The 21,742-nt window shown below is 69.7% G+C and carries 17 protein-coding genes; 5 read left to right on the top strand and 12 right to left on the bottom strand.

Annotated elements, in window-relative coordinates:
* Positions 1-160: 160 nt before the first annotated feature.
* Positions 161-820 carry a helix-turn-helix domain-containing protein gene (locus tag VYJ16_RS08155; RefSeq protein WP_336349818.1) on the bottom strand — a complete coding sequence of 220 codons (660 nt, stop codon included), beginning with the start codon at positions 818-820 and terminating at the stop codon, positions 161-163.
* Positions 821-902: 82 nt separating this feature from the next.
* Here VYJ16_RS08155 and VYJ16_RS08150 point away from each other — a divergent pair, with 82 nt between their 5' ends.
* Positions 903-2,456: a cytochrome P450 gene (locus VYJ16_RS08150; RefSeq protein WP_336349817.1), complete on the top strand. Its 1,554-nt coding sequence runs from the start codon at positions 903-905 to the stop codon at positions 2,454-2,456.
* A gap of 15 nt (positions 2,457-2,471) precedes the next feature.
* Here the strand turns inward: VYJ16_RS08150 and VYJ16_RS08145 are convergent, their stop codons facing one another.
* The 3 genes from VYJ16_RS08145 to VYJ16_RS08135 form a co-directional block, all read right to left on the bottom strand.
* Positions 2,472-3,599 carry a phosphotransferase family protein gene (locus VYJ16_RS08145; RefSeq protein WP_336349816.1) on the bottom strand — a complete coding sequence of 376 codons (1,128 nt, stop codon included), beginning with the start codon at positions 3,597-3,599 and terminating at the stop codon, positions 2,472-2,474.
* A 170-nt stretch (positions 3,600-3,769) separates the two neighbouring features.
* Positions 3,770-4,477: a cupin domain-containing protein gene (locus tag VYJ16_RS08140; protein ID WP_336349815.1), complete on the bottom strand. Its 708-nt coding sequence runs from the start codon at positions 4,475-4,477 to the stop codon at positions 3,770-3,772.
* Between the two features lie 172 nt (positions 4,478-4,649).
* Positions 4,650-5,606: a winged helix-turn-helix domain-containing protein gene (locus VYJ16_RS08135; RefSeq protein ID WP_336349814.1), complete on the bottom strand. Its 957-nt coding sequence runs from the start codon at positions 5,604-5,606 to the stop codon at positions 4,650-4,652.
* Between the two features lie 187 nt (positions 5,607-5,793).
* On the opposite strand from VYJ16_RS08135, the gene VYJ16_RS08130 reads away from it, so the two are divergent.
* Positions 5,794-6,426 (top strand): PH domain-containing protein, encoded by a 633-nt coding sequence (locus VYJ16_RS08130; RefSeq protein ID WP_336349813.1) that lies wholly within the window; start codon positions 5,794-5,796, stop codon positions 6,424-6,426.
* Positions 6,427-6,764: 338 nt separating this feature from the next.
* A complete protein-coding gene (locus VYJ16_RS08125) occupies positions 6,765-7,640 on the top strand; it encodes a hypothetical protein (protein ID WP_336349812.1) in 876 nt (291 codons plus the stop codon).
* Between the two features lie 37 nt (positions 7,641-7,677).
* Here the strand turns inward: VYJ16_RS08125 and VYJ16_RS08120 are convergent, their stop codons facing one another.
* The 5 genes from VYJ16_RS08120 to VYJ16_RS08100 all read right to left on the bottom strand — a co-directional run bounded on the left by VYJ16_RS08120 (position 7,678) and on the right by VYJ16_RS08100 (position 13,038).
* Positions 7,678-7,875: a hypothetical protein gene (locus VYJ16_RS08120; RefSeq protein ID WP_336349811.1), complete on the bottom strand. Its 198-nt coding sequence runs from the start codon at positions 7,873-7,875 to the stop codon at positions 7,678-7,680.
* 87 nt (positions 7,876-7,962) lie between these two features.
* Entirely contained in the window at positions 7,963-8,277 is a 315-nt protein-coding gene (locus VYJ16_RS08115) for a DUF8022 family protein (RefSeq protein ID WP_336349810.1), read from the bottom strand.
* On the bottom strand, positions 8,278-9,822 hold the full coding sequence (locus VYJ16_RS08110; RefSeq protein WP_336351103.1) for an acyl-CoA carboxylase subunit beta: 1,545 nt from the start codon (positions 9,820-9,822) through the stop codon (positions 8,278-8,280).
* 70 nt (positions 9,823-9,892) lie between these two features.
* Entirely contained in the window at positions 9,893-11,305 is a 1,413-nt protein-coding gene (locus tag VYJ16_RS08105) for a sodium-dependent transporter (RefSeq protein ID WP_336349809.1), read from the bottom strand.
* 275 nt (positions 11,306-11,580) lie between these two features.
* The gene (locus VYJ16_RS08100; RefSeq protein WP_336349808.1) at positions 11,581-13,038 is read right to left on the bottom strand and encodes a sodium-dependent transporter; all 1,458 of its coding nucleotides are present in this window, start codon (positions 13,036-13,038) and stop codon (positions 11,581-11,583) included.
* Between the two features lie 165 nt (positions 13,039-13,203).
* On the opposite strand from VYJ16_RS08100, the gene VYJ16_RS08095 reads away from it, so the two are divergent.
* The gene (locus tag VYJ16_RS08095) at positions 13,204-14,931 is read left to right on the top strand and encodes a histidine kinase N-terminal 7TM domain-containing protein (RefSeq protein WP_336349807.1); all 1,728 of its coding nucleotides are present in this window, start codon (positions 13,204-13,206) and stop codon (positions 14,929-14,931) included.
* Positions 14,932-14,961: 30 nt separating this feature from the next.
* Here VYJ16_RS08095 and VYJ16_RS08090 read toward each other — a convergent pair whose 3' ends face one another.
* Complete coding sequence (locus VYJ16_RS08090) at positions 14,962-15,666, bottom strand: SDR family oxidoreductase (RefSeq protein WP_336349806.1); 705 nt, start codon at positions 15,664-15,666, stop codon at positions 14,962-14,964.
* Positions 15,667-15,758: 92 nt separating this feature from the next.
* Positions 15,759-16,406 (bottom strand): helix-turn-helix domain-containing protein, encoded by a 648-nt coding sequence (locus VYJ16_RS08085; RefSeq protein ID WP_336349805.1) that lies wholly within the window; start codon positions 16,404-16,406, stop codon positions 15,759-15,761.
* Positions 16,407-16,492: 86 nt separating this feature from the next.
* On the opposite strand from VYJ16_RS08085, the gene VYJ16_RS08080 reads away from it, so the two are divergent.
* Positions 16,493-17,281, top strand: coding sequence for a class I SAM-dependent methyltransferase (locus VYJ16_RS08080; RefSeq protein WP_336349804.1), 789 nt, complete (start codon positions 16,493-16,495; stop codon positions 17,279-17,281).
* A 44-nt stretch (positions 17,282-17,325) separates the two neighbouring features.
* Here the strand turns inward: VYJ16_RS08080 and VYJ16_RS08075 are convergent, their stop codons facing one another.
* Positions 17,326-21,636: an integrin alpha gene (locus VYJ16_RS08075; RefSeq protein ID WP_336349803.1), complete on the bottom strand. Its 4,311-nt coding sequence runs from the start codon at positions 21,634-21,636 to the stop codon at positions 17,326-17,328.
* Between the last annotated feature and the right edge of the window lie 106 nt (positions 21,637-21,742).

Here is a 21,742-nt window from a genome sequence, read left to right as displayed (position 1 = left end):
GCCACGTACTTGAATGACCTAGCCAGCGAGCGCGGCCCGGTGACGTCGAACGACGAACGACAGCTGCGGAGGTTTACGTCTGATGTAAACCCTCGGTGGTCCGGGCGACGTCGCACGATGACGGAAGTGGACTCGACCGAGTGCGCTGTCCACGGGGCGACTATCCGCCGAGTGCGGCGTCGACGAGCGCGCGTTCGGCGTTCCGGAGGAGCGTGGATGCGGCGCTCTGGCTGATGTCGAGTTCGTCGGCGACGGTGGCGAGGTCGCCGTCGCGGGGGACGTCGTAGTAGCCGACGTCGCGCGCGACCGCGACCGCCTGGAACTGTCGGCGCGTCAGCCGGCCGGCGAGCGCGCCGCCGAGCCGGCCGTGCTCGCTCACGCGCTCGACGGTCGCGTCAACGGCGTCGGGGAGCCCGTCGAGGATTCCCGAGAGCGCGTCGTCCTCGCCGAGTACTGTCACGTGCACGGTGTCCGTCGCCGTGTACGCGATGGGTGGGACGACGACGAGCCCGGGCGCGTCGAACGTCGACATGAACGCGGTGTCGGCCTCCCGGAGCGGTACCTCGGCGTACACGTAGAACGCGTCCGCGCCCTCGACGGGCGTCACGTCCGCCGTCCGCGCCACCTCGGCCGTCTCCCCTAGCTCGCGGACGGCTTCGAGGTCGCCGGTGACGAGCGACAGGAAGTAGACGGCGTCCTCGCCCGGCCGCACCTGCCAGGACAGCACTTCCTCGCGGTCGACGACGTCGTCGTCCACCCACTCTGGGACCGGGAGCTGCATCGACTCGGGGAGCGTGAGCGTCAGGTCCGCCGACTGCATGCGTCGACGAACCCCCGCCACGGATAAAAGGGTTCAGTGAATCGGGCGAATCGACTCCTCCAGCGCGTGCGTTCGGTCACGTATGAGCGACACTGCGAACGCGACCGCGGACGACCGCGGGGACGCATCGACCACGACCGCGGCCGGCGACGGTGAACGCGCCGGCGACGCAGTCGCTGGCGCGCCGCGGCCGCCCCACGTCGACGGCCTCCCCTTCGTGGGGTGCACGCTCGGGTTCGCCCGGGATGCGCTCGACTTCGGCGGCCGGATCCTCGAACGCGGTGACGTCGTGTCCTACGACGCGTTCGGCGAGCACTTCGTCGCGGTCGCGGACCCCGACGCCATCGAGGACGTCCTCGTCTCGCGCTCGGACGCGTTCCGGAAGGGCGACTTCGAGACGGACTTCGGGGAGATAATCGCCGCCGACGGCCTCGCGTTCACGGAAGGCGAGCAGTGGCGCCGCCAGCGCATGGCGCTCCAGGGGTCGTTCACGCCCGCGAAAGTCCAGGGGTTCGCCGACGACATCGTCGACCGCGCGAACGCGATGGCCGACGACTGGGCGGCGACCGACGGCGAGATAGCGCTCCGCGACGCGAACTCGCGGTTCGCGCTCGACGTCCTCGCGCGCACCCTCCTCGACGTGGACCTCGACGGCGACCGCGGCGACGTCGTCGCGACGGCCGCCGACGCCATCAGCGACTACGCGTCCCCGGCGGCGATGGCCGTCCCGGACTGGATACCGCTCCCCGTCGACCGCCGCTACCGCGAGTCGATGGACGCGCTCGACGCACTCGTCGACGACGTCGTCGCCGACCGACGGGCGCGCGTCGAGGGCGCTGCCGACGATACCGACGAGGGCGCCGGCGGCGACGGCGATGGCGACGACGGCTACGGCGAGGACCTCCTCGGGACGATGCTCCGCGGGATCGACGACGCGGACGCCGACGCCGCCGGCGGTGCGGACGCGGGCGTCCGCGAGGACGAACTCCGCGACCAGCTCGTCACGTTCCTGTTCGCGGGCCACGAGACCACCGCGACCGCGCTCACGTACGCCGTCTGGCTCGTCGCCGGCCACCCCGAAGTCCGCGAGCGCCTCGACGGGGAGCTCGACGCGGTGCTCGACGGCGACGACCCCTCGTTCGCGGACGTCCCTCGGCTCCCCTACACGGAGGCGGTCGTCGAGGAAGCGCTGCGCCTCTACCCGCCCGTGGTCGCGGTGTACCGCGAGCCGACGACGCCGACGACCGTCGGCGGGTACCGCGTCGACCCCGGCGACGCCCTCCAGCTCTCGATCTACCAGGTCCACCGCGACGACCGCTGGTGGGACGCCCCCACCGAGTTCCGCCCCGAACGCTTCCTGACCGCCGACGACGTCGCCGACGCGGCGGACGAACGAGGGCTGGACGCCGACGCGGCCGCGTTCGGGCGCGACGACCGCCCGGAGTACGCGTTCCTCCCGTTCGGCGGCGGCCCACGGCACTGCATCGGGATGCGGTTCGCGCGCCTGGAACTCCGCCTCGCGCTCGCGACGCTCGCGAACCGCCTGGAGTTCGCACAGGTCGGCGGGTTCGACCCGACCGTCAAGATCGCGCTCGACCCCGGCGACGTCCGCATCCGCGCCAGGGACGCGCGATGACGACGGTTCGCGCGGTCACGACAGTGGGAGTTCGCCGTCGACGACGAGTTCCGCGAACCGCGCGACGTAGGCGATGTGCGGCGGCCAGTCGCTCGCCTCGTCGGCGGCGACCGCCTCGTGGTGGAGGTCGGTCCAGACCGTCGCGAGGTTGAACGCGGCGAGCGCGACGTAGAACCGAGCGTCGGCGAACGCGCGCCCGGTCGCGGTCTCGTAGCGCGCGACCAGCTCGCGCCTGGTCGGACTCCCGGGTTTGGACGTGAACGGCGCGAAGCCGCGTTCGTTCGCGCGCCGCAGGTGCTCGAACTCGCTCTCGCAGTCGGGATATCGTGCTTCGATGGGGGCGAGCGCCGGCGTGGGGTCGCCGGGGTCGCGCCAACGCAGGAGGAGGTAGCCGAGTTCGGTGAGTGGATCGCCGAGCATCGCGGTCTCCCAGTCGAGGACGGCCGCGATAGCGGGGTCGTCGCCGGGCGCGAGGAGGACGTTCCCGGGTCGATAGTCGCCGTGGACGAGCGCGCCGTCGCTCGCGGTCCCGGGACCGTCTGGGGCGTGGCGGTGGAGCCAGTCGCCGACGGCGTCGAGCGCGGGCACGTCGAGACCGGTGGCGTCGGTGGCGGCGTCGAGGCGCGCTCGCGAGCGCTCGACCTGCTCGCACGGCGAGACGACGTCGAGCGCGTCAGCGAGCGGTGCGACGTCGACGTCGTGGATGGCGGCGAGGACGTCGACGAGGTCGTGCGCGACGCGCTCTCGTGCCGCGGGTCGCCGGAAGCGCTCGGGGAGGTCGCTACCCAGTGGGACGACGTCGCCGTCGACGTACGCCTGCACGAGCAGCGGCGCACCGAGGAGGCCTTCGTCGTCGCTCGACGCCACGACGCTCGGCGCCGGGACGTCGGTCGACGCGAGGTGTTCCAGGACGCGCCGTTCCGCGGCGACGTCGTTCACGTAGCTCGCGTCCCGGAACTTCCGGGGGGAGCGAACGACGAACGCGTCGCGCTCGCTGGCCGTCGAGACCGCGACGACGAGGTTCAGGCCGTCCGCGAGCACGTCGAGGTCGATGACGCGGCCGGCGTCGGCGGGAAGTTCGGCGTCGAGGAACGCGCGGAGCGCGGCTGCGTCGACGTCGAGGTCGGCGAGCGCGAGCGTCACGCTCGAGTGGACGGGGACGATAGCAAAAAACCTCGCGGGGGTGTGACAGCACCCCTCGAACCGGACGTTCGGGCGCTGGGCTATCGGTCGCCGGGCTCTTGGCCGCCAGGCTATCGGTCGCCGGGCTCTTGGCCGCCAGGCTATCGGTCGCCGCGTCGTTCGTCGGCTGGTCAGCAGTCGACGGGTTGCGTCCAGATGGTCGGCGGGGCACCGTCGGGGACGCCGAGGAACGTCGCGTACGCGGCGGCGCCATCGGTGCTGCTGGGGTTCGACGCGATGTGGACGCTCCCCTGGCCCGGGTCGATGAACGCCTGGCCGGCGGCGTACCGGCGGGGGATGCAGTCGCGTTCGTTCACGACCTCGATCTCGCCCTCGGTGATGCTGACGATGACGGGGCCGGGGTGGGTGTGCCAGCCGGTCGTACCGTCCGGGTTCCACCTGACCTTCGCGAAGACGACGTTCGAGGCGTCCCGCGGGAGGTTCGAGACGATGGTGCCGCTGGAGCGGGCGGGCTGGCCGGTGAGTTTCTCCTCGAAGTCCTCGTCGGGGCTGACGCTGTATTCGATGCGGAACTGGGCGGCGACGCGGTCGGTGAATCGTGCGTGCATGGCGAGCGGGTCGACGAAGAACCCGTCGGGTTCGTCGACGGGCACGCTCACCGTCTCGGTGTGCGTGTTCCCGTCGCTGTCGGTGGGGTCCGCGAGGGCCGTGCCGGCGAATCCGAGGCCGGCGAGCGCGACGGCGGTCGCTTGCAGGACGGTGCGGCGGAACAGGCCGTCGTCGTCCGCGTCGCTGGGACGGTGGTGGGCTGGGTCGGTGCGTCCGGTGCGGCGGTCGTCGCTCCGGGAGTCGGTGATTACGTGGGGGGTAGTTGACATCGGTGTGTCTCCACGTAGAGAGAGGAACCCACAGGCTAAATATATAAGTTGAATTATATTTCAGTCGGCGTTCGGACTGAAGTTCCATTGCCTGCGCCCGCCGACACGTCCCGGACGAAACGCACTCTCGCCGACCGCCTCGACCCACGGAAACCGACCGACTGCGCTACACTCAGCACGACGGGGCTGTGGATTCGACTCCGACGACGTCGAAGGCCTCGTCGAGCGTCAACACGCGGACGTCACCGTCGAGGTCGATCGTGACCCTGACCTCGAACGGGTCGTCTGACACGACGTCGAGACAGGACTCGTCGATCGTCCACGGGAGCGCCCACCGCGGGACCGACCGGAGGTCGACGCCGTGCGCTCGATAGAGGTCGACGACCGCCGGATGCTCGAGCACGCTCTCGCCCGGCGTGACGAACACCCACACGCCGCAATGCGAACAGACCGACCACGCGCGAACCGCGCCACCCGCCGTCTCGTCCAGGACCGGCGACCAGATCGGGACCTCCGCCCAGGTTCTCGCGACGGTGCGGTCCATCGAGCCGTTACAGATCGAGCAGATGCCCGCATCCGCGAGCGACTTGACAGTCCGCCTGACGTGCTCGAACGCCATGAGCGCATCCGCGGGAGTGCGGTCGAGGACCGCGTTCGGCGGGAACGGCCCGAACGTGTGGAGCGTCTCGCAGTCCACGCACCGCACGAAGAACATCTCGCCCGTGTAGTTCGCCGCGAGCGCCCCGTCGCACGCGTAACAGCGCCCGTCCGTCTCGAACGGGTCGAGTTCGGGATGGGTCGTCAGGTACCCGGTGGTGATGGTGCAGATGACGCGCGCGCCGGCCTGGTGGATGTAGTACCGGCCGTCGTCGTCCTTCCCGATGAACCCGCCGTCCACGAGTTTCCGGAGGTGATAGTTGAACTGCGAGCCGTCCCGCATCCCGACCGCCTTCCTGAGTTCGCCGAACGGCATCGGTTCGGCCGGCCCGGGCCCCCAGAGGACGTCGAGGATGGCGAGTCGCGTTTCGTTCCCGACCGTCTTGAACGCCGCCTCGGGCGACAGCACGTCGAGCGCGCCCCCGGTGGCGTCGCTCGACGCGCGGCTGTCCGGTCGTTCTTGTGGGCGCATGAAGTGGTCACGTCCAGGACCGATTCCCTACTAAGTAGCACGCTTCGCGCGGGATTAACTGTTGGCTGACCACGTCCTGTCCACGTACTCGCCGGCTGCGATTCGCGCCGCGAAGCGGTCGTCGCGTCGGTTCCAACCCGTGAGAGTCGTCGTACGGTATTACGCTCCGTCGGCGCGAATCGAAGGTATGCGACCCGAGAACGAGTGGTTCAAACCCGAGAAGCTGAAGGCGTACTTCTACCTGTACGAGGCCATCGCGGTCGTCCTCTTCGCGGCGTTCGGCGCCGGCATCACTGCACTGGGTGCGTTCGCCGACGCCCCGCTGGCGGTGACCGCGACGTTCGTCGGCGTCCCCGTCGTCGTACTGGCGTTCCTCACGTGGTGGATTCCGGCGTTCTACCGGACCGCACAGTACCGGTTGACCGACGAGGAGGTCGAGTACCACCGCGGCGTGTTCTTCCAACAGAAGACGACGGTACCGTTCAACCGCATCACGAACGTGGACGCCGCGCAGGGACCCATCCAGCGGGTCGTCGACGCCGGGTCGGTCGGCATCCACACCGCCGGCTACGGCGGGCAGACGGGCGCGGAGCTGACGGTGAGCGGTATCGTGGACTACGTCGACGTCAAGGACCAGATCCTCGACAAGGTGCGTCGTCGCCCTGGCGTCTCTATCGAAGCTGGCGAGGCTGCGTCGACGGGTGACGTCGTCGCAGCCCCTGGCGGCGGGGCCGTGGCTACCGGCGAACTGCGCTCGGACGCGATGCTCTCGGAGCTTCGACGGATCCGAGAGCTACTGGAGCGACAGCCAAAGTCGTAGTTGCGGTCGGTGAGCGGTCCTCGCGTTCGTCGAACATCCTGCGGGAAGTCCGGGTCGTTCGAATGGACTCCCGGGAATCTGAGGGACCCGATCGTCGGAGCGAGTGCGCGGCGGGCCTGGTGAACCGGGACGCCTGGAGGGAGCCGGTGGCGTCCACGTACCGATGAGTGGCTGGTGGTGGTGTTCGTAAGCAGACGGTAAGCCGAGGTAGCTGGCGCAGAGCAATAGTGTTTCACGTTAACGTACCACATGGAGTTGGTTCCGAGAAGGGGGCACACCGAGGACTCCACCGAGACCCGAGGAGAGCGATCGAATACCTGCCAGCGACGCGCAGACACATGACAGCACCAACCGACGTAGACGAACTGGACCTCAGCGACCAGGAGCTCCTGACGGTCCTCAAGAACCACGGCATCGACCGACGAACGCTCATGAAGCTGTTCGGCGTGGGCGCGGGCGTCGCCGCACTCGGCGGCAGCGCCGCGGGCAGCTCGTCCCGCGGGAACCGCATCGACGAGGTGTACGGCGCGTCCTACGACGCCGAACTCGACACCGTCCCGTCCGGCATCGTCGACCACGAGGTCGGCATGCACGTCCACCCAGGCGACGGTGCGCACGAGGGCTTCCCACCCACCCAGGGCGAGGGCGAGGGCGAGGACGGCGACCAGGGCGACGAGGACGGGGAGAACGGCGAGGACGGCGACCAGGGCGAGGACGGGGAGAACGGCGAGGACGCCGTCCCGGAGTTCTTCTTCGACCCCGTTGGCCTCCACGTGAACCTCGGCGACGTCGTCGCGTTCACCACCCACGGCACCGGGCTGCACACGATCACGTCGTTCCACCCGAAGTGGAACGAACCGCCGGTCCTCACCTTCCCGGACCGCGTCCCGACGGACTACGGGTTCTCGTCGCCACCGATCGCGACCGACGACACCTGGCTGTACCGCTTCACGACCAAGGGCGTGTACGACCTCCTCTGTCTCCCGCACGTCAGTTTCGGCATGGTCATGCGTATCGTCGTCTTCGACCCGGAAGAGGACGACGTCTCCGAGGAGCGGTTCAGCGAGCCCGCGCCGGACTCGGAGGCGCCGCTCCCAGGGGCAGCAGCGACAGTCCTCGGAGACGATGCACTCGACCCAGAGAACGTCGTCGACGTGGGCGAGGTCGCGTGGTCGGCCCTCTCGCTAGGCTCGACCGAATCAGACGACTCCTGAATCGAATCTCTCCCGGTCCCCGCTTTCTACACCGCGTTCAGCGAGAGGCTTCGAGGCGCGAAAGGTGCCTCCGTTCGCCTAGCAGTGCGCTCGCGGCGCCGGCGACGCCGACGACGGCGACGACGTGCCCCGGGTCCGGCGCCGGGACGACGCCACCGGCGACGAGCGCGAGGACGACGACGAGCGCGAGCAAGCCACCCGCGAACCAGAGGACCGCCGTCCGCTTCGGGTTCATACTCGTGCTAGTCGCGCGACCCGGAAGTACCTTTCCGTCGTCCCAGCGAGGAGAGAAAGCGGCGTGGCTGGGATAGCGAGCCCGGTATCAGAACCGGTCGGTGCGTCCGCTCGCCGCCCACGCGTCCGTCGGCGCGCCGTCGGGGACACGCGCGCTCCGCCCCTGCACGCTCTCGAGGCGGCCGGCGTACGACCACTTCCGACCCGCCCACGACGCCTCGTCGTCGCCCGCCGCTGCCGCCGCTCGCTCCAGGTCCGTCAGGTGCGCGCCCACGGCCGTAGCGATCGCCGCCGCCTCCGCGTCGTTCGCGTCCGCCGGAATCGACAGCGCCGACAGGAGCGCCGCCACGTCCGTCGACGCGCCCGCGGACTCGTCCGCCGTCGCTGACTCGTCGCCCGTCATCTACAGCGGGATGTTCCCGTGCTTCTTGTCCGGCTGGCTCTCGCGCTTCGTCTTCAGCATGTCCAGGTCGTCGATGAGGCGCGACCGCGTCTCCACGGGCTCGATGACGTCGTCCAGGAAGCCCTTGTCCGTCGCCGTGTAGGGGTTCGCGAACTCGTCGCGGTACTCCTCGATGAGCTCGTCCCGGAGCTCGTCGGGGTTCTCCGCCTCGGCGAGCTCGTCCCGATACAGGATGTTCACCGCGCCCTGGGGCCCCATCACCGCAATTTCGGCGGTCGGCCACGCGTAGTTCACGTCCGCGCCGAGGTTCTTCGACGCCATCACGCAGTACGCGCCACCGTACGCCTTCCGCGTGATGACCGTCAAGAGCGGCACCGTCGCCTCGCTGAACGCGTACAGGAGCTTCGCGCCGTGGCGGATGATGCCGCGGTGCTCCTGCTCGGTCCCCGGCATGTACCCGGGGACGTCGACGAACGTCACGATCGGGATGTTGAACGAGTCACAGAACCGCACGAACCGCGACCCCTTCATCGACGCGTCCACGGTGAGCGTCCCCGCGTTCACGCGCGGCTGGTTCGCGACGATACCGACCGAGTGCCCGTCGAGGCGCCCGAACCCGACGACGATGTTCTTCGCGAAGTTCTTCGCGACCTCCATGAACGACCCCTCGTCGACGGTCTCCCCGATGACGTCCGTGACGTCGTAGGGCTTCTGGGGACTCTCGGGGACGATGTCGTTCAGCGCCTCCGGGCGTCGGTCCGGGTCGTCCCACGGCTCGACGCGCGGCGGGTCCTCCACGTTGTTCTGCGGGAGGTAGGACAAGAGGCGCTTGATGCGGTCGAGCGCCTCCTCCTCGTCGTTACAGTGGAACTGCGCCACGCCCGTCTTCGACGTGTGCGTGCCGGCGCCGCCGAGTTCCTCCTGCGTGACCTCCTCACCGGTGACGGTCTTGATGACGCCCGGCCCGGTGATGTACATGTGGCTGGTCTCGTCGACCATGAAGATGAAGTCCGTGATCGAGGGCGAGTACACCGCACCGCCCGCGCACGGCCCCATGATAGCCGATATCTGCGGGACGACCCCTGACGCTTGCTGGTTCCGGTGGAAGATGTCCGTGAACCCAGCCAGGGACTTCACGCCCTCCTGGATGCGAGCGCCCGCGGAGTCGTTCAGGCCGATGATGGGCGCGCCGACCTCCATCGCCATGTCCATCACCTTCGTGATCTTCTCCGCGAACACCTCGCCGAGGCTCCCGCCGAACACGGTGAAGTCGTGCGCGAACACGAACACCTTCCGGCCATCGACGTCGCCGTACCCGGTGACGACGCCGTCGCCTAATATCTGCTTCTCCTCCATCCCGAAGTTGTGCGCGTTGTGCGTCCGGAGTTGGTCGAACTCGTGGAACGTCCCGTCGTCGAGGAAGTACTCGATGCGTTCGCGAGCCGTCATCTTCCCCTTCTCGTGCTGGGACTCGATGCGGTCCTCGCCGCCGCCGAGCAGCGCCTCCTCTCGGAGTTCCTCGAGTTCCTCGATGCGGTCCTCCATCGTCACGGCGACCACCTAGTCATTGGGAGAACCGTCGCCCACCGACGACTAAAGGTTTCCCGTTAGGGCCTCATCTAGCGATTTCGTCAATAGTCCGGGTGCGTGCGGCGAGTACGACGACGAGCGCGCTCGCCGCGAGTGCGACGGCGACGACGACGGGCGTGCCGACGTCGACGCTCGCGGCGTCAGCGACGCCGACGCCGAGCGTGAAGAGGAGGAACGGCGGGAGGACGACGCCGACGAGGACGCGCCAGCCGTCGGCGAGACCCGTCGAGAAGCGGGTGCCGCGCGCGAACTCGGCGACGGCGTCCGCGCCGACGACCCACGCGGTGAAGACGACGAACGCGAACAGCCCGAGCGTGAGGACGACGTCGACGACGGGGCCGGCGAGGAGCGCGAAGAGGTCGGGCAGGAACGCGCTCGCGGTTCCCGTGACGAGGATGACCGCGGCGACGCCGAGCGTCGCGCGTTGCCGGTCGACGTCGCGTTCGTCGACGAGGTACGCGACGACGATCTCGAGCATGCTGATCGAGGAGGAGAGCGCGGCGAGCGCGACGACGGCGAAGAACCCGGCGGCCAGGAGGCTGCCGGCGGGGAGGGCGGCGAACGCGGTGGCGACGCCGACGAAGAGCGCGCCGGGACCGCTCGTCTCGACGCCGACGCCGGGCGTCGAGAACAGCAGCGGGAACACGACGAGGCCGGCGAGCACGCCGACGGCGGTGTTGAGGACGGCGACCATCGTGGCGTCGGCGGGGAGCGACCGGTCCTCGCCGACGTAGCTCGCGTACGTTATCATGGTGCCAGCGCCGACGCTGAGCGTGAACAGCGCCTGGCCGGCGGCGGACAGCACGATGTCGAGGAAGTTCGCCCGGATGGTGTCGAGGTCGAACGCGAGGTAGAACGCGTAGGCGTCGCCGGCGCCGTCGAGGCCGCTCACCCACGCCGCCATGCCGACGAGGACGAGGAGGACGACGGGCATCATGACGGTGGTTGCGCGCTCGATGCCGTCGCGGACGCCGCCGTAGACGACGCCCGCGGTGAGCGCGAGGAAGAGGACGTGGAACGCGGCGGCGCCGGGACCGTACGCGATGGCGTCGAAGTACGCGCCGGGGGCGTCGAAGTACGCGCCCGTCGGCGACGCGACGAGATACCGGAGTATCCACCCGCCGACGACGCTGTAGAACGACAGGAGGACGAGGCCGGCGAGGACGCTCACGAGGCCGACGTGCCCCCAGTTCTTCGAGCCGGAGAGGTCGCGGAGCGCGCCGACGGGGCTCTTGCGCGACCGACGCCCGAGGACGAACTCCGCGAGGAGTCCGGGGACGCCGACGACGAGGACGATACCGAGGTAGACGACGAGGAACGCGCTACCGCCGTTCTCGGCGGTCATCCACGGGAACCGCCAGATGTTCCCGAGGCCGACCGCGCTCCCGACGGCTGCGAGGACGAACCCGACGCGGCCCGTCCAGGATTCACGTGCCATTGTCACTCATCGCCGGGGCACGCCCCATGAGCGTTACGAACCGACGATTCGTCAGAAGACGAGTATCACGGTCTTCAAGACCCACTTGCGGTGTTCTCTGTGGCTGTCGAGCGCGAGACGTGCAGGAGCGGTTACGAATCGTCGGTCAGTCGTGAGGGGGAGGAGGAGCGGTTACGAATCGTCGGTCGGACGTGAGGAGGAGGAGCAGTTACGAATCGTCGGTCGGGGACGAGACCGGCTCCGAGCGTGCGGCGAGAGCGGGGTGGTTCGAGGCGTCAGTCGTCTCCGGGGCCCGCGAGTCGAGTGCCGTCGGACGGGGCGCTGGCGACGGTGCGGGCGCCGGCGACGAGGGCGACCGCGATGGCGGCGGCGAGCGCGACGACGAGCGGCATCGACGAGAGCACGCTGCTCTCGACGACTGCCGCCTTCACGAGCAGGGACTTGACGCCGAGGACGAGCGTGACGGTGAGCGCGAGCACGACGACCGTCCGGAGCGCCCACAGCCAGGCGAGCGCGGCGGCCTGGCTCGCGCCGGAGCCGCGGCGGAGTTCGGTCGTCGACCGCCCGGGCCGCACCCAGCCGACCGCGATCGCGATACCGAGGCCGCCGAGGGGGAGGAGGAGGTTGTACGCGACCGCGTTGTACCAGCTGAGGGCGTTGATGCCGAACGCGGTCGGGATACCGAGCACGAAGATGCCGACGCCGGCCGCGGCGGCGAGGGGTTTGCGGTCGTAGCTCGTGTTGTCGACGACGTACGACACGACGACCTCGAGGAGCGAGATCGCCGAGGAGAGCGCCGCGAGGAGGAGGACGAGGAAGAACACGAGGCCGAGGACGCGACCGGCCGGGAGGGTCGCGAACGCGGCAGCCATGGACTCGAAGACCGCGCCCATGCCCGCGGTCTCCATCGAGAGGCCCTGCGCGGCGAGCACGGGGAAGACGACGAGGCCCGCGAGGACGCCGACGAGCGTGTTCAGGACGACGATGGTGGCGCCGTCGGCGGGGAGCGAGTCGTCCTCGCCGAGGTAGCTCGAGTACGTGACCATCGCACCCATCCCGAGGCTGAGCGTGAAGAACGCCTGTCCGACGGCGCTCGGGAGGACGCTCGGGAGGTTCGCGACGAGCGCGTCGACGTCCGGCGACAGGTAGAACTGGTAGCCAGCGCCGGCACCCTCGAGCGTCGTCGCCCACGCGCCGAGGCCGACGAGGAGCAGGACGATGCTCGGCACCATCACCTTCGTGCCCATCTCGATGCCGTCCTCGACGCCGAGCGCGACGATGCCGACGACGACGAGCATGAAGACGAGGTGGAGCGCGAGCGCGTCCGTGCCGGAGGCGATCGCGCCGAAGTACCCGGAGGGGTCCGCGAAGTACGCGCCCGTGGCGCTCCCGGCGATGTACCGGAGCACCCAGCCGCCGACGACGCTGTAGAACGACAGGATCCAGAAGCCGACGAGGACGCCGAGGGCGCCGACGAGCGCCCACGACCGGCCGGCGTACTCGCGGAAGGCGTCCACGGGGTTCTGCTCGGTGTTCCGGCCGACGACGAACTCCGCGAGGAGTGCGGGGAACCCGATGACGAAGACGGCGGCGAGGTAGACGACGAGGAAGGCGGCACCGCCGTTGTTCGCGGCCTGGAACGGGAACTGCCAGATGTTCCCGAGGCCGACTGCGCTCCCGACCGCGGCGAGGATGAACCCGACGCGACTGCTCCACGTCTCGCGTTCTTGCATGCGTGTCCAGTTCGTCGTCGACTCCCACGTGTAAACCTGACGTTCGTTTCTTTCAGTTCCAGACGTCGATAACGCGAAGACAGTCACGCTATCCAACTGGTCGCCCACCACGACCCATGATATTCAGCCACAACCGTCATACGGGACGGCGACGTTCATCTGACAATGATAGACGCGGTCCTGGCGTTCGTGTACGCAGCCCTTCCGCTCGTGTACGCGGGCACGGCCGTCGCGACCGGCATCCTCGCCGTCTTCACGTGGCGCGACCGGTCGGCGACGGGGTCGACGGCGATGGTCGGCGTGCTCGTCGCCATCACCTTCTGGCTCCTCGCCATCACCGCCGGCAGCCTCGTCACGGACCTCCGGACGATGCTCGTCCTCGCGAGCGTCGCCCTCGCCGGCCTCTCGCTCACCGTCGCCTTCCTGTTCGTGTTCGCGCTCCGGTACGCCGGCTACGACGACCGCCTCGCCGGACCGACCGCGCTCGTCCTCCTCGTCCATCCGCTCCTCGTCGGGTTCTTCGCCATCACGAACGACGGCACCGGCATCTCGCTCCTCGGCGTCGGCGGCCACGACCTCATCTACGAGCGCGTCGAGATGGGGTCGTACGCGAACGGGAACGTCGTCTGGGGAGACGGATTCTGGGTGCACACCGCGTACGCCTACCTCCTCACGCTCGCGAGCACCGCCCTCGTCCTCAAGACGACGTTCGCGTCGAACGACACCTACCGGTTCCAGTCCGCGACTGTCGCGGTCGCCATCCTCGTCCCGTGGGTGTCGAACGTCCTCGACCTCTTCGTCGCTGGCGTCGACGGCCTGCTCGCGCTCGGGTTCGGCGCCTCAGCGATACTCCTCACGGTCTCCATCCACCGGTACGAACTCTCGAACGTCACCCCGGTCACTCGCCGCGTCGTCATGGAGGCGGTCGCCGACGGCGTGCTCGTGGTCGACGCCGACGGCCGCATCGTCGACCTGAACGACCGTGCGCGAGACCTCCTCGAGCTGTCGGCGGACGCGCTCGGCGCGGACGCCTGCACCGTCCTCCCGGCGGCGCTCGACGAGTTCGCCGACCCGGAGACCGCGCCGACCCGAGGCCGCGTCAGTTACGACGACCGCACGCTCGACGTCGAGACGACGCCGTTCGGTGACGAGAACGGCGGTCGCGTGTTCGTCCTCCGGGACGTCACCGAACAGCACGCCTACCGCGAGGAACTCGAACGGAAGACCGAGCGCCTCGACCGATTCGCGAGCGTCGTCAGTCACGACCTCCGGAACCCACTGAGCGTCGCGAAAGGGTACGCCGACATCGCCGAATCCAGCGGTGACCCGGACGCGTTCGAGCAGGTCCACGCCGCCCACGACCGCATGGAGTCCCTCATCGAGGACGTCCTCCTGATGGCGCGCGAAGGCGAGACGTCCACGAACCCCGAACCCGTCGCGCTCGCCGACGTCGCCGAGCGCGCGTGGACGACCGTCGACACCGAGGACGCGACGCTCGACGTCCCAGGAAGCGACGCGGCCGTCGACGCCGACCCGGACCGCATCGTCCAGCTGTTCGAGAACCTGTTCCGGAACAGCGTCGAGCACGGCGGCGCCGACGTGACGGTGACCGTCAGCGCGCTCGACGACGGGTTCGCCGTCGCGGACGACGGCGACGGCATCGACCCGGACGTCGGCGACGACCTCTTCGACACCGGCGTCACCGGCGACGGCGGCACCGGTCTCGGACTCGCCATCGTCGACCGGATCGCCGGCGCACACGGCTGGACGGTGACGACGACCGAGAGCGACACCGACGGTGCGCGCTTCGAATTCCACGGCGTGACCCGCCGCCCCGACGCCGACATCGTCACGAGCGACCCCGAACCCATCCCCGACGACCCGTTCGCGTGACCCCCAATCTGGCCGGGACGGGACGCCGCCTCAGGCTTCGCCGTAGACGGGGACCGCCGCACCGCTGGTCACCGACGCGGCCTCCGAGCACAGGAAACAGATGACGTCCGCGACGTCCGCGGGGTCCACCCAGTCGTCGCTCGGCGTCATCATCTCGCGGTTCATCGGCGTGTCCAGCACGCTCGGCATCACCGCGTTCGCGCGAACGCTCCCGAGTTCCTCCTCCGCGATGGTCTCCGTGAGCGTCCGCACGCCTGCCTTCGACGCCCGATACGGGCCGTCGCCTTCGCCGCCTTCGAGCGACGACCGCGAGGAGATGGAGACGATGGCGCCGTCGGTCTCCCGGAGGTGCGGAATGGCGTGCTTGCTCGCGAGGAACATCGACTGCAGGTTCACGTCGAACAGGAACTCGAACTCGTCGACCTCGGTGTCCGCGAGGTCGTCGCCGCCACGCCACGTCCCAGCGACGTTACAGAGCGCGTCGACGCGACCGTGATCGTCCACGACGCGCTCGAAGAGCTCGGCGACCGCGTCCTCGTCCGTGAGGTCCGCCTGATAGAACTCGGTCCCCGAATCCGGGTCCAGGAGCGCGTCCTCGTGGCTCGGTTCCCTGACGTCGACCGCCGCGACCGTCGCGCCCGCGTCGCGGAACGCGTCCACGACCGCACTCCCGAGCGCGCCCGACGCACCGGTCACGACCGCCACCTGCTCGCCGAAGTCGAACTGGACTGGCATACCCGAGACGACGGTCGGGACGCTGATAGAACTCCGGGTGCCAGCAGGGCGAGTGCGCGCTCAGGTCGTGTCGGCGGTCGGGCCGCGTCGACTCAGGGCGCGTCGAGCGCGTTCCCGACGAGCGTCGACTCGGCGCGCCGCAGCAGGGTGGACGCGGTCGACACCGCGCAATCCATCTCCGCGGCGACCGCCTCCACGCCGTCGTCCCGCGGCACCTCGTAGTACCCGACGCGCCACGCCGCCCGGAGCGCCTCGCGCTGCCGGTCCGTCAACCCGCGTTCGTCCCACCCGGCGTACTCGCCGACGCGCGTCACGTCCACGTCCATCCCCGCCGGGAGGGACTCGACGACCGCCTGCAGGTCCGCGGCGTGCCCGACCACCGTAAGTTCCATCGTCATGTCCGGATGGAAGACGACGGGCCCGGCGACGACGACCGTGTCCTGCTCGAACGCGTCGAGGAGGTCGCGTTCGCTGTCGTCGTTCCGGGCGCGAACGTACAGGAAGAACGCGTCCTCGCCGTCCGGCGTCACGTCGTACTCGAGGACGTCCGGGCGGTCCGCGAGCACCGCCTCGTACGCCTCCCGGTCGCCGTCGACGTAGAACAGGAGCGTCCGCACGCCCCCGTCGGTCTTCCCCTCCACGAGCACCTCGCGGTCCACCGCTGGCGACTCGCAGACGAACCGATGCATCGGGTCGATGGTGTCCGCGGTGTGCCGGATGCGCACGTGGAGCGACTTCATGCCACCACGCCAACAGCCCCAGCGTGCTTAAACCATCGATAGGGTTCGCGGAAACGAACACGGTCACTGGGTGCGTCCACTCGAGCATGCAGGGACGAGCGCTGCCCGACGACGACGACGCGGTCGACGACGCGAACACTGACCGAGACGAGCGGCTGCGGCGCGCGCTCGCGGCCAGCGGCCTCGAACTCGACGACGACCCCGCGACGACCGGGGGCGACGACCAGCGCGGCCAGAAGCTGTACGACTGGTGGAGTCGCCGCCCGCGCGTCTACGCGGCCGTGATGGACCTCGCCGCGCCGCTGTTCGAGGACGCGTTCGACGCGCTCGACGCTCGCCCCGGCGAGGTCGTCTGCGACCTCGGGTGCGGGCACGGCCGGAACTTCCAGCGGCTCGTCGACGCGGTCGACGCCGACGGCGAGCCAGCGACCGCGGCGGACGACCGCGGCGCAGTGGTCGGCGTGGACTACAGCGCCGGGATGGTCGCGAAGGCCCGCGCCCGCGTCCGCGACGCGGGGTGGCGCGGCGTGCACGTCGCTCGCGGCGACGCCACCGAGACGGTCGGCCCCGACGACACCTACGACGCCGTGTTCACGACGTTCGCCCTCCACACGATGCAGGACCCGCACGCCGTCCTCGAGAACGTCCGCGACGCGCTCGCGCCCGACGGCCGGTTCGTCGCGCTCGACGGCGGCGGCCTCCGGGCGCCTGGCACCCGCTGGCTGAACCCCGTCTTCGAGCGCGCACTCGCATTCACCGTCGACCATCAGGTCGGCGTCGACACGCTCGCCGCCACCCGCGACGTCTTCGACGACGTCACCGTCGTCGACACGTACGACGCCGGCAGCGGCTACGTCATCGTCGCGCGGACGTGACCGCGCCAGGCCGTCGCCGGAGGAGACCGGGCTGGCGGACGCGACTACCGCTCGCGTCGCCTCGCGACCACGCCGAACGCTGACAGCCCGGCGACCACCGCGAGCGCCAGCCCGCTCGCGCTGGTGTCGCTCCCGAATCCCGCGTCGACGTTCGAGATCATGGGCGGCGGCCCGCACGACTCCGCGGTGCCACTGTTCCCACCGGGGAACTCGCACTCGGGCGTCCCGGCCTTCACGATCACCGACGCGATCTCCTCCTCGGACTCCCACTCGACCGCGATCGGCTCGCCGCCCTCTTTCGTCTCACTCACGGTGACCGTAACGCCCATCGAGTCCCCGCCTTCCGGAGCGAAGTCCCCACCTGCCTCCTCGAACTTCACCAACAGGCTCTGTCCCGATGGACACGGGTCGTTCCCCTCCTGCGTGCCACCCTCGACACAGAACGCGACGAAACTGATTGCCGCATCCCCGGACTCCGTCGTGGTCGTCGTGGTCGTCGTGGTCGTGGTTGGCTCCGTCGTCGTGGTCGTCGTCGGTTCCGTCGTCGTCGGCTCCGTCGTCGTCGGCTCGGTCGTCGTCGGTTCCGTCGTCGTCGGCTCGGTCGTCGTCGGCTCCGTCGTCGTCGGTTCAGTCGTCGTCGGCTCCGTCGTCGTCGGCTCGGTCGTCGTCGGTTCCGTGGTGGTCGGCTCCGTCGTCGTCGGTTCCGTGGTGGTCGGCTCCGTCGTCGTCTTTTCGTCGTTCGGTTCGCCGAGGTCACACGCCTGCTCGGTGTTGCTCGCCTTCACGTCAATCTGGTCGCCGTCGTAGAACAACCGTACCGTCGCGGAGCCGTCGTCGCTGGTGTTCACCACGAACGTCTCCCGGTCGTTCGCGTCGACCGTGAGCTCACCGTCTTCGTCGGTGCCGTACACGTCGTACTGCACCGTCACCGGCACGTCGTTGTCGTTCGTGACGCGGTACAGCGCCAGGTCGTCCTCCGCGTCGACGCAGATGGCGGTGAGCGTGACGTCCTCCGGGTCGACCGGCGGCTCCTGGACCGGCTCATTACACGTCACGTCCACTGGCCCCGACTCCGTGAGCAGCGGCGCGTCGGTGTCGTCGCCGTCGTACAGCACGACGTTCGTGACGTTCTTGTCGTCGGGGTTCTCGAAGGGGATGCGGCCGTCGAACTCGCCGTCGGTCGTCGCTGCGGTCGCCGTCGTGTTCGTTCCGTCCTCGAACTCCACCTTTATCGTCACGTTCTCGCTATCCGCGTTGCTCACCAGGACTGAGACGTTCTCGCACGTGACGTCGCGGATACTTCCCGCCGGCATCGGGTCCGGTTCCGGCACGTTGCACGTGACGTCCACTGGCCCCGACTCCGTGAGCAGCGGCGCGTCGGTGTCGTCGCCGTCGTACAGCACGACGTTCGTGACGTTCTTGTCGTCGGGATTCGAGTACGGGATCTCCCCGTCGAACTCGCCGTCGGTCGTCGCTGCGGTCGCCGTCGTGTTCGTCCCGTCCTCGAACTCCACCTTTATCGTCACGTTCTCGCTATCCGCGTTGCTGACGAGGACGCTCACGTTCTCGCACGTGACGTCGAGGATGGACCCCGCGGGTATCGGGTCCGGTTCCGGCACGTTGCAGGTGACGTCGATGGGGCCGGTCTCGGTCAGCTGTTCCCCCGCAGTGTCGGTTCCTTCGAACAGTTGGACGCGCGTCACGTTCTTGTCGTCGGGGTTCGAGTACGGGATCTCCCCGTCGAACTCGCCGCCCGGGGCGGCCGCGGTCGCCGTCGTGTTCGTCCCGTCCGCGAACGTCACGAGGACGGTGACGTTCTCCGCCTGGACGTTGCTCGCCACCACGCTCACGTTCTCGCACGTCACCTCCTCGATGGTCCCCGCCGGGAACGGCGCCGGCTCGGGCTCGCTACAGGTGACGTCGACCGGCCCCGACTCCGTGAGCAGCGGCGCGCTCGTGTCGTCGCCGTCGTAGAGCACGACGTTGGTGACGTTCTTGTCGTCGGGGTTCGCGAAGGGGATGCGGCCGTCGAACTCGCCGTCGGTCGTCGCTGCGGTCGCAGTCGTGTTCGTCCCGTCCTCGAACTCGACCTCGATCGTGACGTTCTCGCTATCGGCGTTACTGACGAGGACGCTCACGTCCTCGCACGTCACCTCGCGGATGGACCCCGCCGGAATCGGGTCCGGTTCCGGCACGTTACAGGTGACGTCGATGGGGCCCGTCTCGGTCAGGACGCTCGCGCTCGTGCTATCGCCGTCGTAGAGCACGACCCGCGAGACGTTCTTGTCGTCGGGGTTCGAGTACGCCACGCGACCGTCGAACTCGCCGTCGGACCCGATGTCCTCGGTCGCGGTCGTACTCGTCCCGTCCTCGAATTCGACCTCGACGGTTATCTTCTCGCTATCGGCGTTACTGACGAGGACGCTCACGTCCTCGCACGTCACGTCACGGATGCTCCCCGCCGGTTCCGGCTCCGGTTCCGGTTCGCGGCACGTCACGTCGATGGGGCCGGTGTCGTCGAGGCGCTCGCCACTCGTATCGCCACCGGCGAACAGCTTCACGCGACTCACGTTCCGGTCCTCCGGGTTGTCGAACGCGACGCGGCCGTCGAACTCGCCGTCGGACCCGATGTCCTCGGTCGCGGTCGTCGACGTCCCGTCCTCGAAGAACACCTTCACGGTCACGCGACCCTCGGAGACGTTCTCGACGTCGACCGTGACCGCGTCGCAGGACACGTCCACGACGTCGCCGGACGGCTCCGGCTCGGGCTCCGGCGTTCGCTCGACGCACGCGCCGTTCACGAGGTACGCCGCGCCGGTGTCGTTCGCGGTCGCGCTGTCGTTGAACGGCGCGCCGACGACGACGTCGTTCGCGCCGTCGCCCGTGACGTCACCGACGTCCGACACCGCGCGTCCAGCCATGTCGTCCTCGCCCACGCCGGCGAGTTTGGCGAGTGCGGTCGACAGGTTCCGGGCGTCCGCGAGCGTCTCGCTGCCCTCGACGAGGTACGCGGCGCCCGCGTTCGGCGCGGTCGAGTTGTTCCCGGGCGCGCCGACGAGGACGTCCGCGTACGGGTCGCAGGTCACGTCGCCCGACCCGGCCGACGAGACCGACCAGCCCGCGCGGTCGCCCGCGGACTCACCGTAGAGGTCGAGCCCGAACGCCGACAGGTTCGCCGTCCCGGCGGCCTCCGGCGTCCCCGGGACGACGTACGCCGCACCGGCCTGGTCGCCGTTCGAGTCGTTGAACGGGGCGCCGACGACGATGTCGTCGAACGAGTCGTTGTTCACGTCGCCGGCGTACGAGACGGCGAACCCGGCGAGGTCCCGGCCCGTCGCGCCGACGTACTTCACCTGGGCGTCCGCGAGCGACTGCGTGGCGTCGAACGTCTCCGCGGTGAGGACGTACGCCGCGCCAGCGTCGACCGCGGTGGAGTCGTTCCGGGGAGCGCCGACGAGGAGGTCGTGGTCGCCGTCGCCGTCGAAGTCGCCGGCGGTGTCGACGGACGCGCCGGCGCGGTCCCCGCTCGCCTCGCCGACGAACGTCGCGTCCGCCTCGGCGAGCGACGCGTTCCCGACCGGGACGTCGTCGAAGAGCGCGACCGCGCCGGCGTCCTCGCCGACGGAATCGTTCCCGGGCGCCCCGACGAGCACGCTGTCCGGCGTACCGTCCGTGAGGTTCCCGACGCCCGCGACCGACGTGCCGGCGCGGTCGCCCGCCCCGGTCCCGTACAGGACCGAGCTCGCGGCCGCGAGCGACGCGTTCGCCGGGAGCGACGGGACGTCACGGACGACGTAGACGGCGCCCGCGTTCTCTCCCGCGGTGTCGTCACCGGGGACGCCGACGAGGAGTTCGCTGACGTTGTCGCCGTCGAGGTCCGCGGCGTCCAGCGCGGCCCCGGCGCGACTGTTCGCCGCGGCGCCGTTGAGCGTCACGTCCGCGGTGGACGCGTTCATCTCGCCGGGTTCGACCGGGCCGTAGAACACGTAGACTGCGCCCGCGTTCGGCCCGGCGGTGTCGTTCCGCGGGGCGCCGACGACGACGTCGTCGACGCCGTCGCCGTCGAGGTCGCCGACGTCCGTGACCGCGGCGCCGAGCGAGTCGTTCTCGGCAGCGCCGCGGAACGTGGTGTTCGCGTCGGAGAGGTTGACGTCTCCGGACAACACACCTGGTTCGGTCGGCGACGCCGCCGGACCGCCGACCTCCCGTGCTTCCGTCGCGGGGTCGGTGGTCGCGACAGCCGAGGCTGTCAGCGGACCGATTCCCGCGACGACGATGCTGCTGGCGACGATGAACGTGACGGCGACGACGAGCCACTCTCGTCCGCCGCTTGCGACCGTCGAGTCCGTAGTCATCTCTACTGAACGTTGTCACGGAATCCCCCTTTGTTATAGCATGACAAGCAGACCGCAATCCGAGCGAGCGGCGAGATTACGGCCCGTTACCGGCACCGCGACGCCC

The organism is Halorubellus litoreus, assembly GCF_037081675.1.
Classification (GTDB): Archaea; Halobacteriota; Halobacteria; order Halobacteriales; family Natrialbaceae; genus Halorubellus; species Halorubellus litoreus.
Note: the sequence above shows the minus strand (reverse complement) of the source record. Positions and strands in the feature narration are given on the sequence as shown.

What these genes read in the sequence shown, in the direction of transcription:
- VYJ16_RS08155 (WP_336349818.1), bottom strand. Translation starts at nt 820, where the DNA reads ATGCAGTCGGCGGACCTGACGCTCACGCTCCCCGAGTCGATGCAGCTC.
- VYJ16_RS08150 (WP_336349817.1), top strand. Translation starts at nt 903, where the DNA reads ATGAGCGACACTGCGAACGCGACCGCGGACGACCGCGGGGACGCATCG.
- VYJ16_RS08140 (WP_336349815.1), bottom strand. Translation starts at nt 4,477, where the DNA reads ATGTCAACTACCCCCCACGTAATCACCGACTCCCGGAGCGACGACCGC.
- VYJ16_RS08135 (WP_336349814.1), bottom strand. Translation starts at nt 5,606, where the DNA reads ATGCGCCCACAAGAACGACCGGACAGCCGCGCGTCGAGCGACGCCACC.
- VYJ16_RS08130 (WP_336349813.1), top strand. Translation starts at nt 5,794, where the DNA reads ATGCGACCCGAGAACGAGTGGTTCAAACCCGAGAAGCTGAAGGCGTAC.
- VYJ16_RS08125 (WP_336349812.1), top strand. Translation starts at nt 6,765, where the DNA reads ATGACAGCACCAACCGACGTAGACGAACTGGACCTCAGCGACCAGGAG.
- VYJ16_RS08120 (WP_336349811.1), bottom strand. Translation starts at nt 7,875, where the DNA reads ATGAACCCGAAGCGGACGGCGGTCCTCTGGTTCGCGGGTGGCTTGCTC.
- VYJ16_RS08115 (WP_336349810.1), bottom strand. Translation starts at nt 8,277, where the DNA reads ATGACGGGCGACGAGTCAGCGACGGCGGACGAGTCCGCGGGCGCGTCG.
- VYJ16_RS08110 (WP_336351103.1), bottom strand. Translation starts at nt 9,822, where the DNA reads ATGGAGGACCGCATCGAGGAACTCGAGGAACTCCGAGAGGAGGCGCTG.
- VYJ16_RS08105 (WP_336349809.1), bottom strand. Translation starts at nt 11,305, where the DNA reads ATGGCACGTGAATCCTGGACGGGCCGCGTCGGGTTCGTCCTCGCAGCC.
- VYJ16_RS08100 (WP_336349808.1), bottom strand. Translation starts at nt 13,038, where the DNA reads ATGCAAGAACGCGAGACGTGGAGCAGTCGCGTCGGGTTCATCCTCGCC.
- VYJ16_RS08095 (WP_336349807.1), top strand. Translation starts at nt 13,204, where the DNA reads ATGATAGACGCGGTCCTGGCGTTCGTGTACGCAGCCCTTCCGCTCGTG.
- VYJ16_RS08090 (WP_336349806.1), bottom strand. Translation starts at nt 15,666, where the DNA reads ATGCCAGTCCAGTTCGACTTCGGCGAGCAGGTGGCGGTCGTGACCGGT.
- VYJ16_RS08085 (WP_336349805.1), bottom strand. Translation starts at nt 16,406, where the DNA reads ATGAAGTCGCTCCACGTGCGCATCCGGCACACCGCGGACACCATCGAC.
- VYJ16_RS08080 (WP_336349804.1), top strand. Translation starts at nt 16,493, where the DNA reads ATGCAGGGACGAGCGCTGCCCGACGACGACGACGCGGTCGACGACGCG.
- VYJ16_RS08075 (WP_336349803.1), bottom strand. Translation starts at nt 21,636, where the DNA reads ATGACTACGGACTCGACGGTCGCAAGCGGCGGACGAGAGTGGCTCGTC.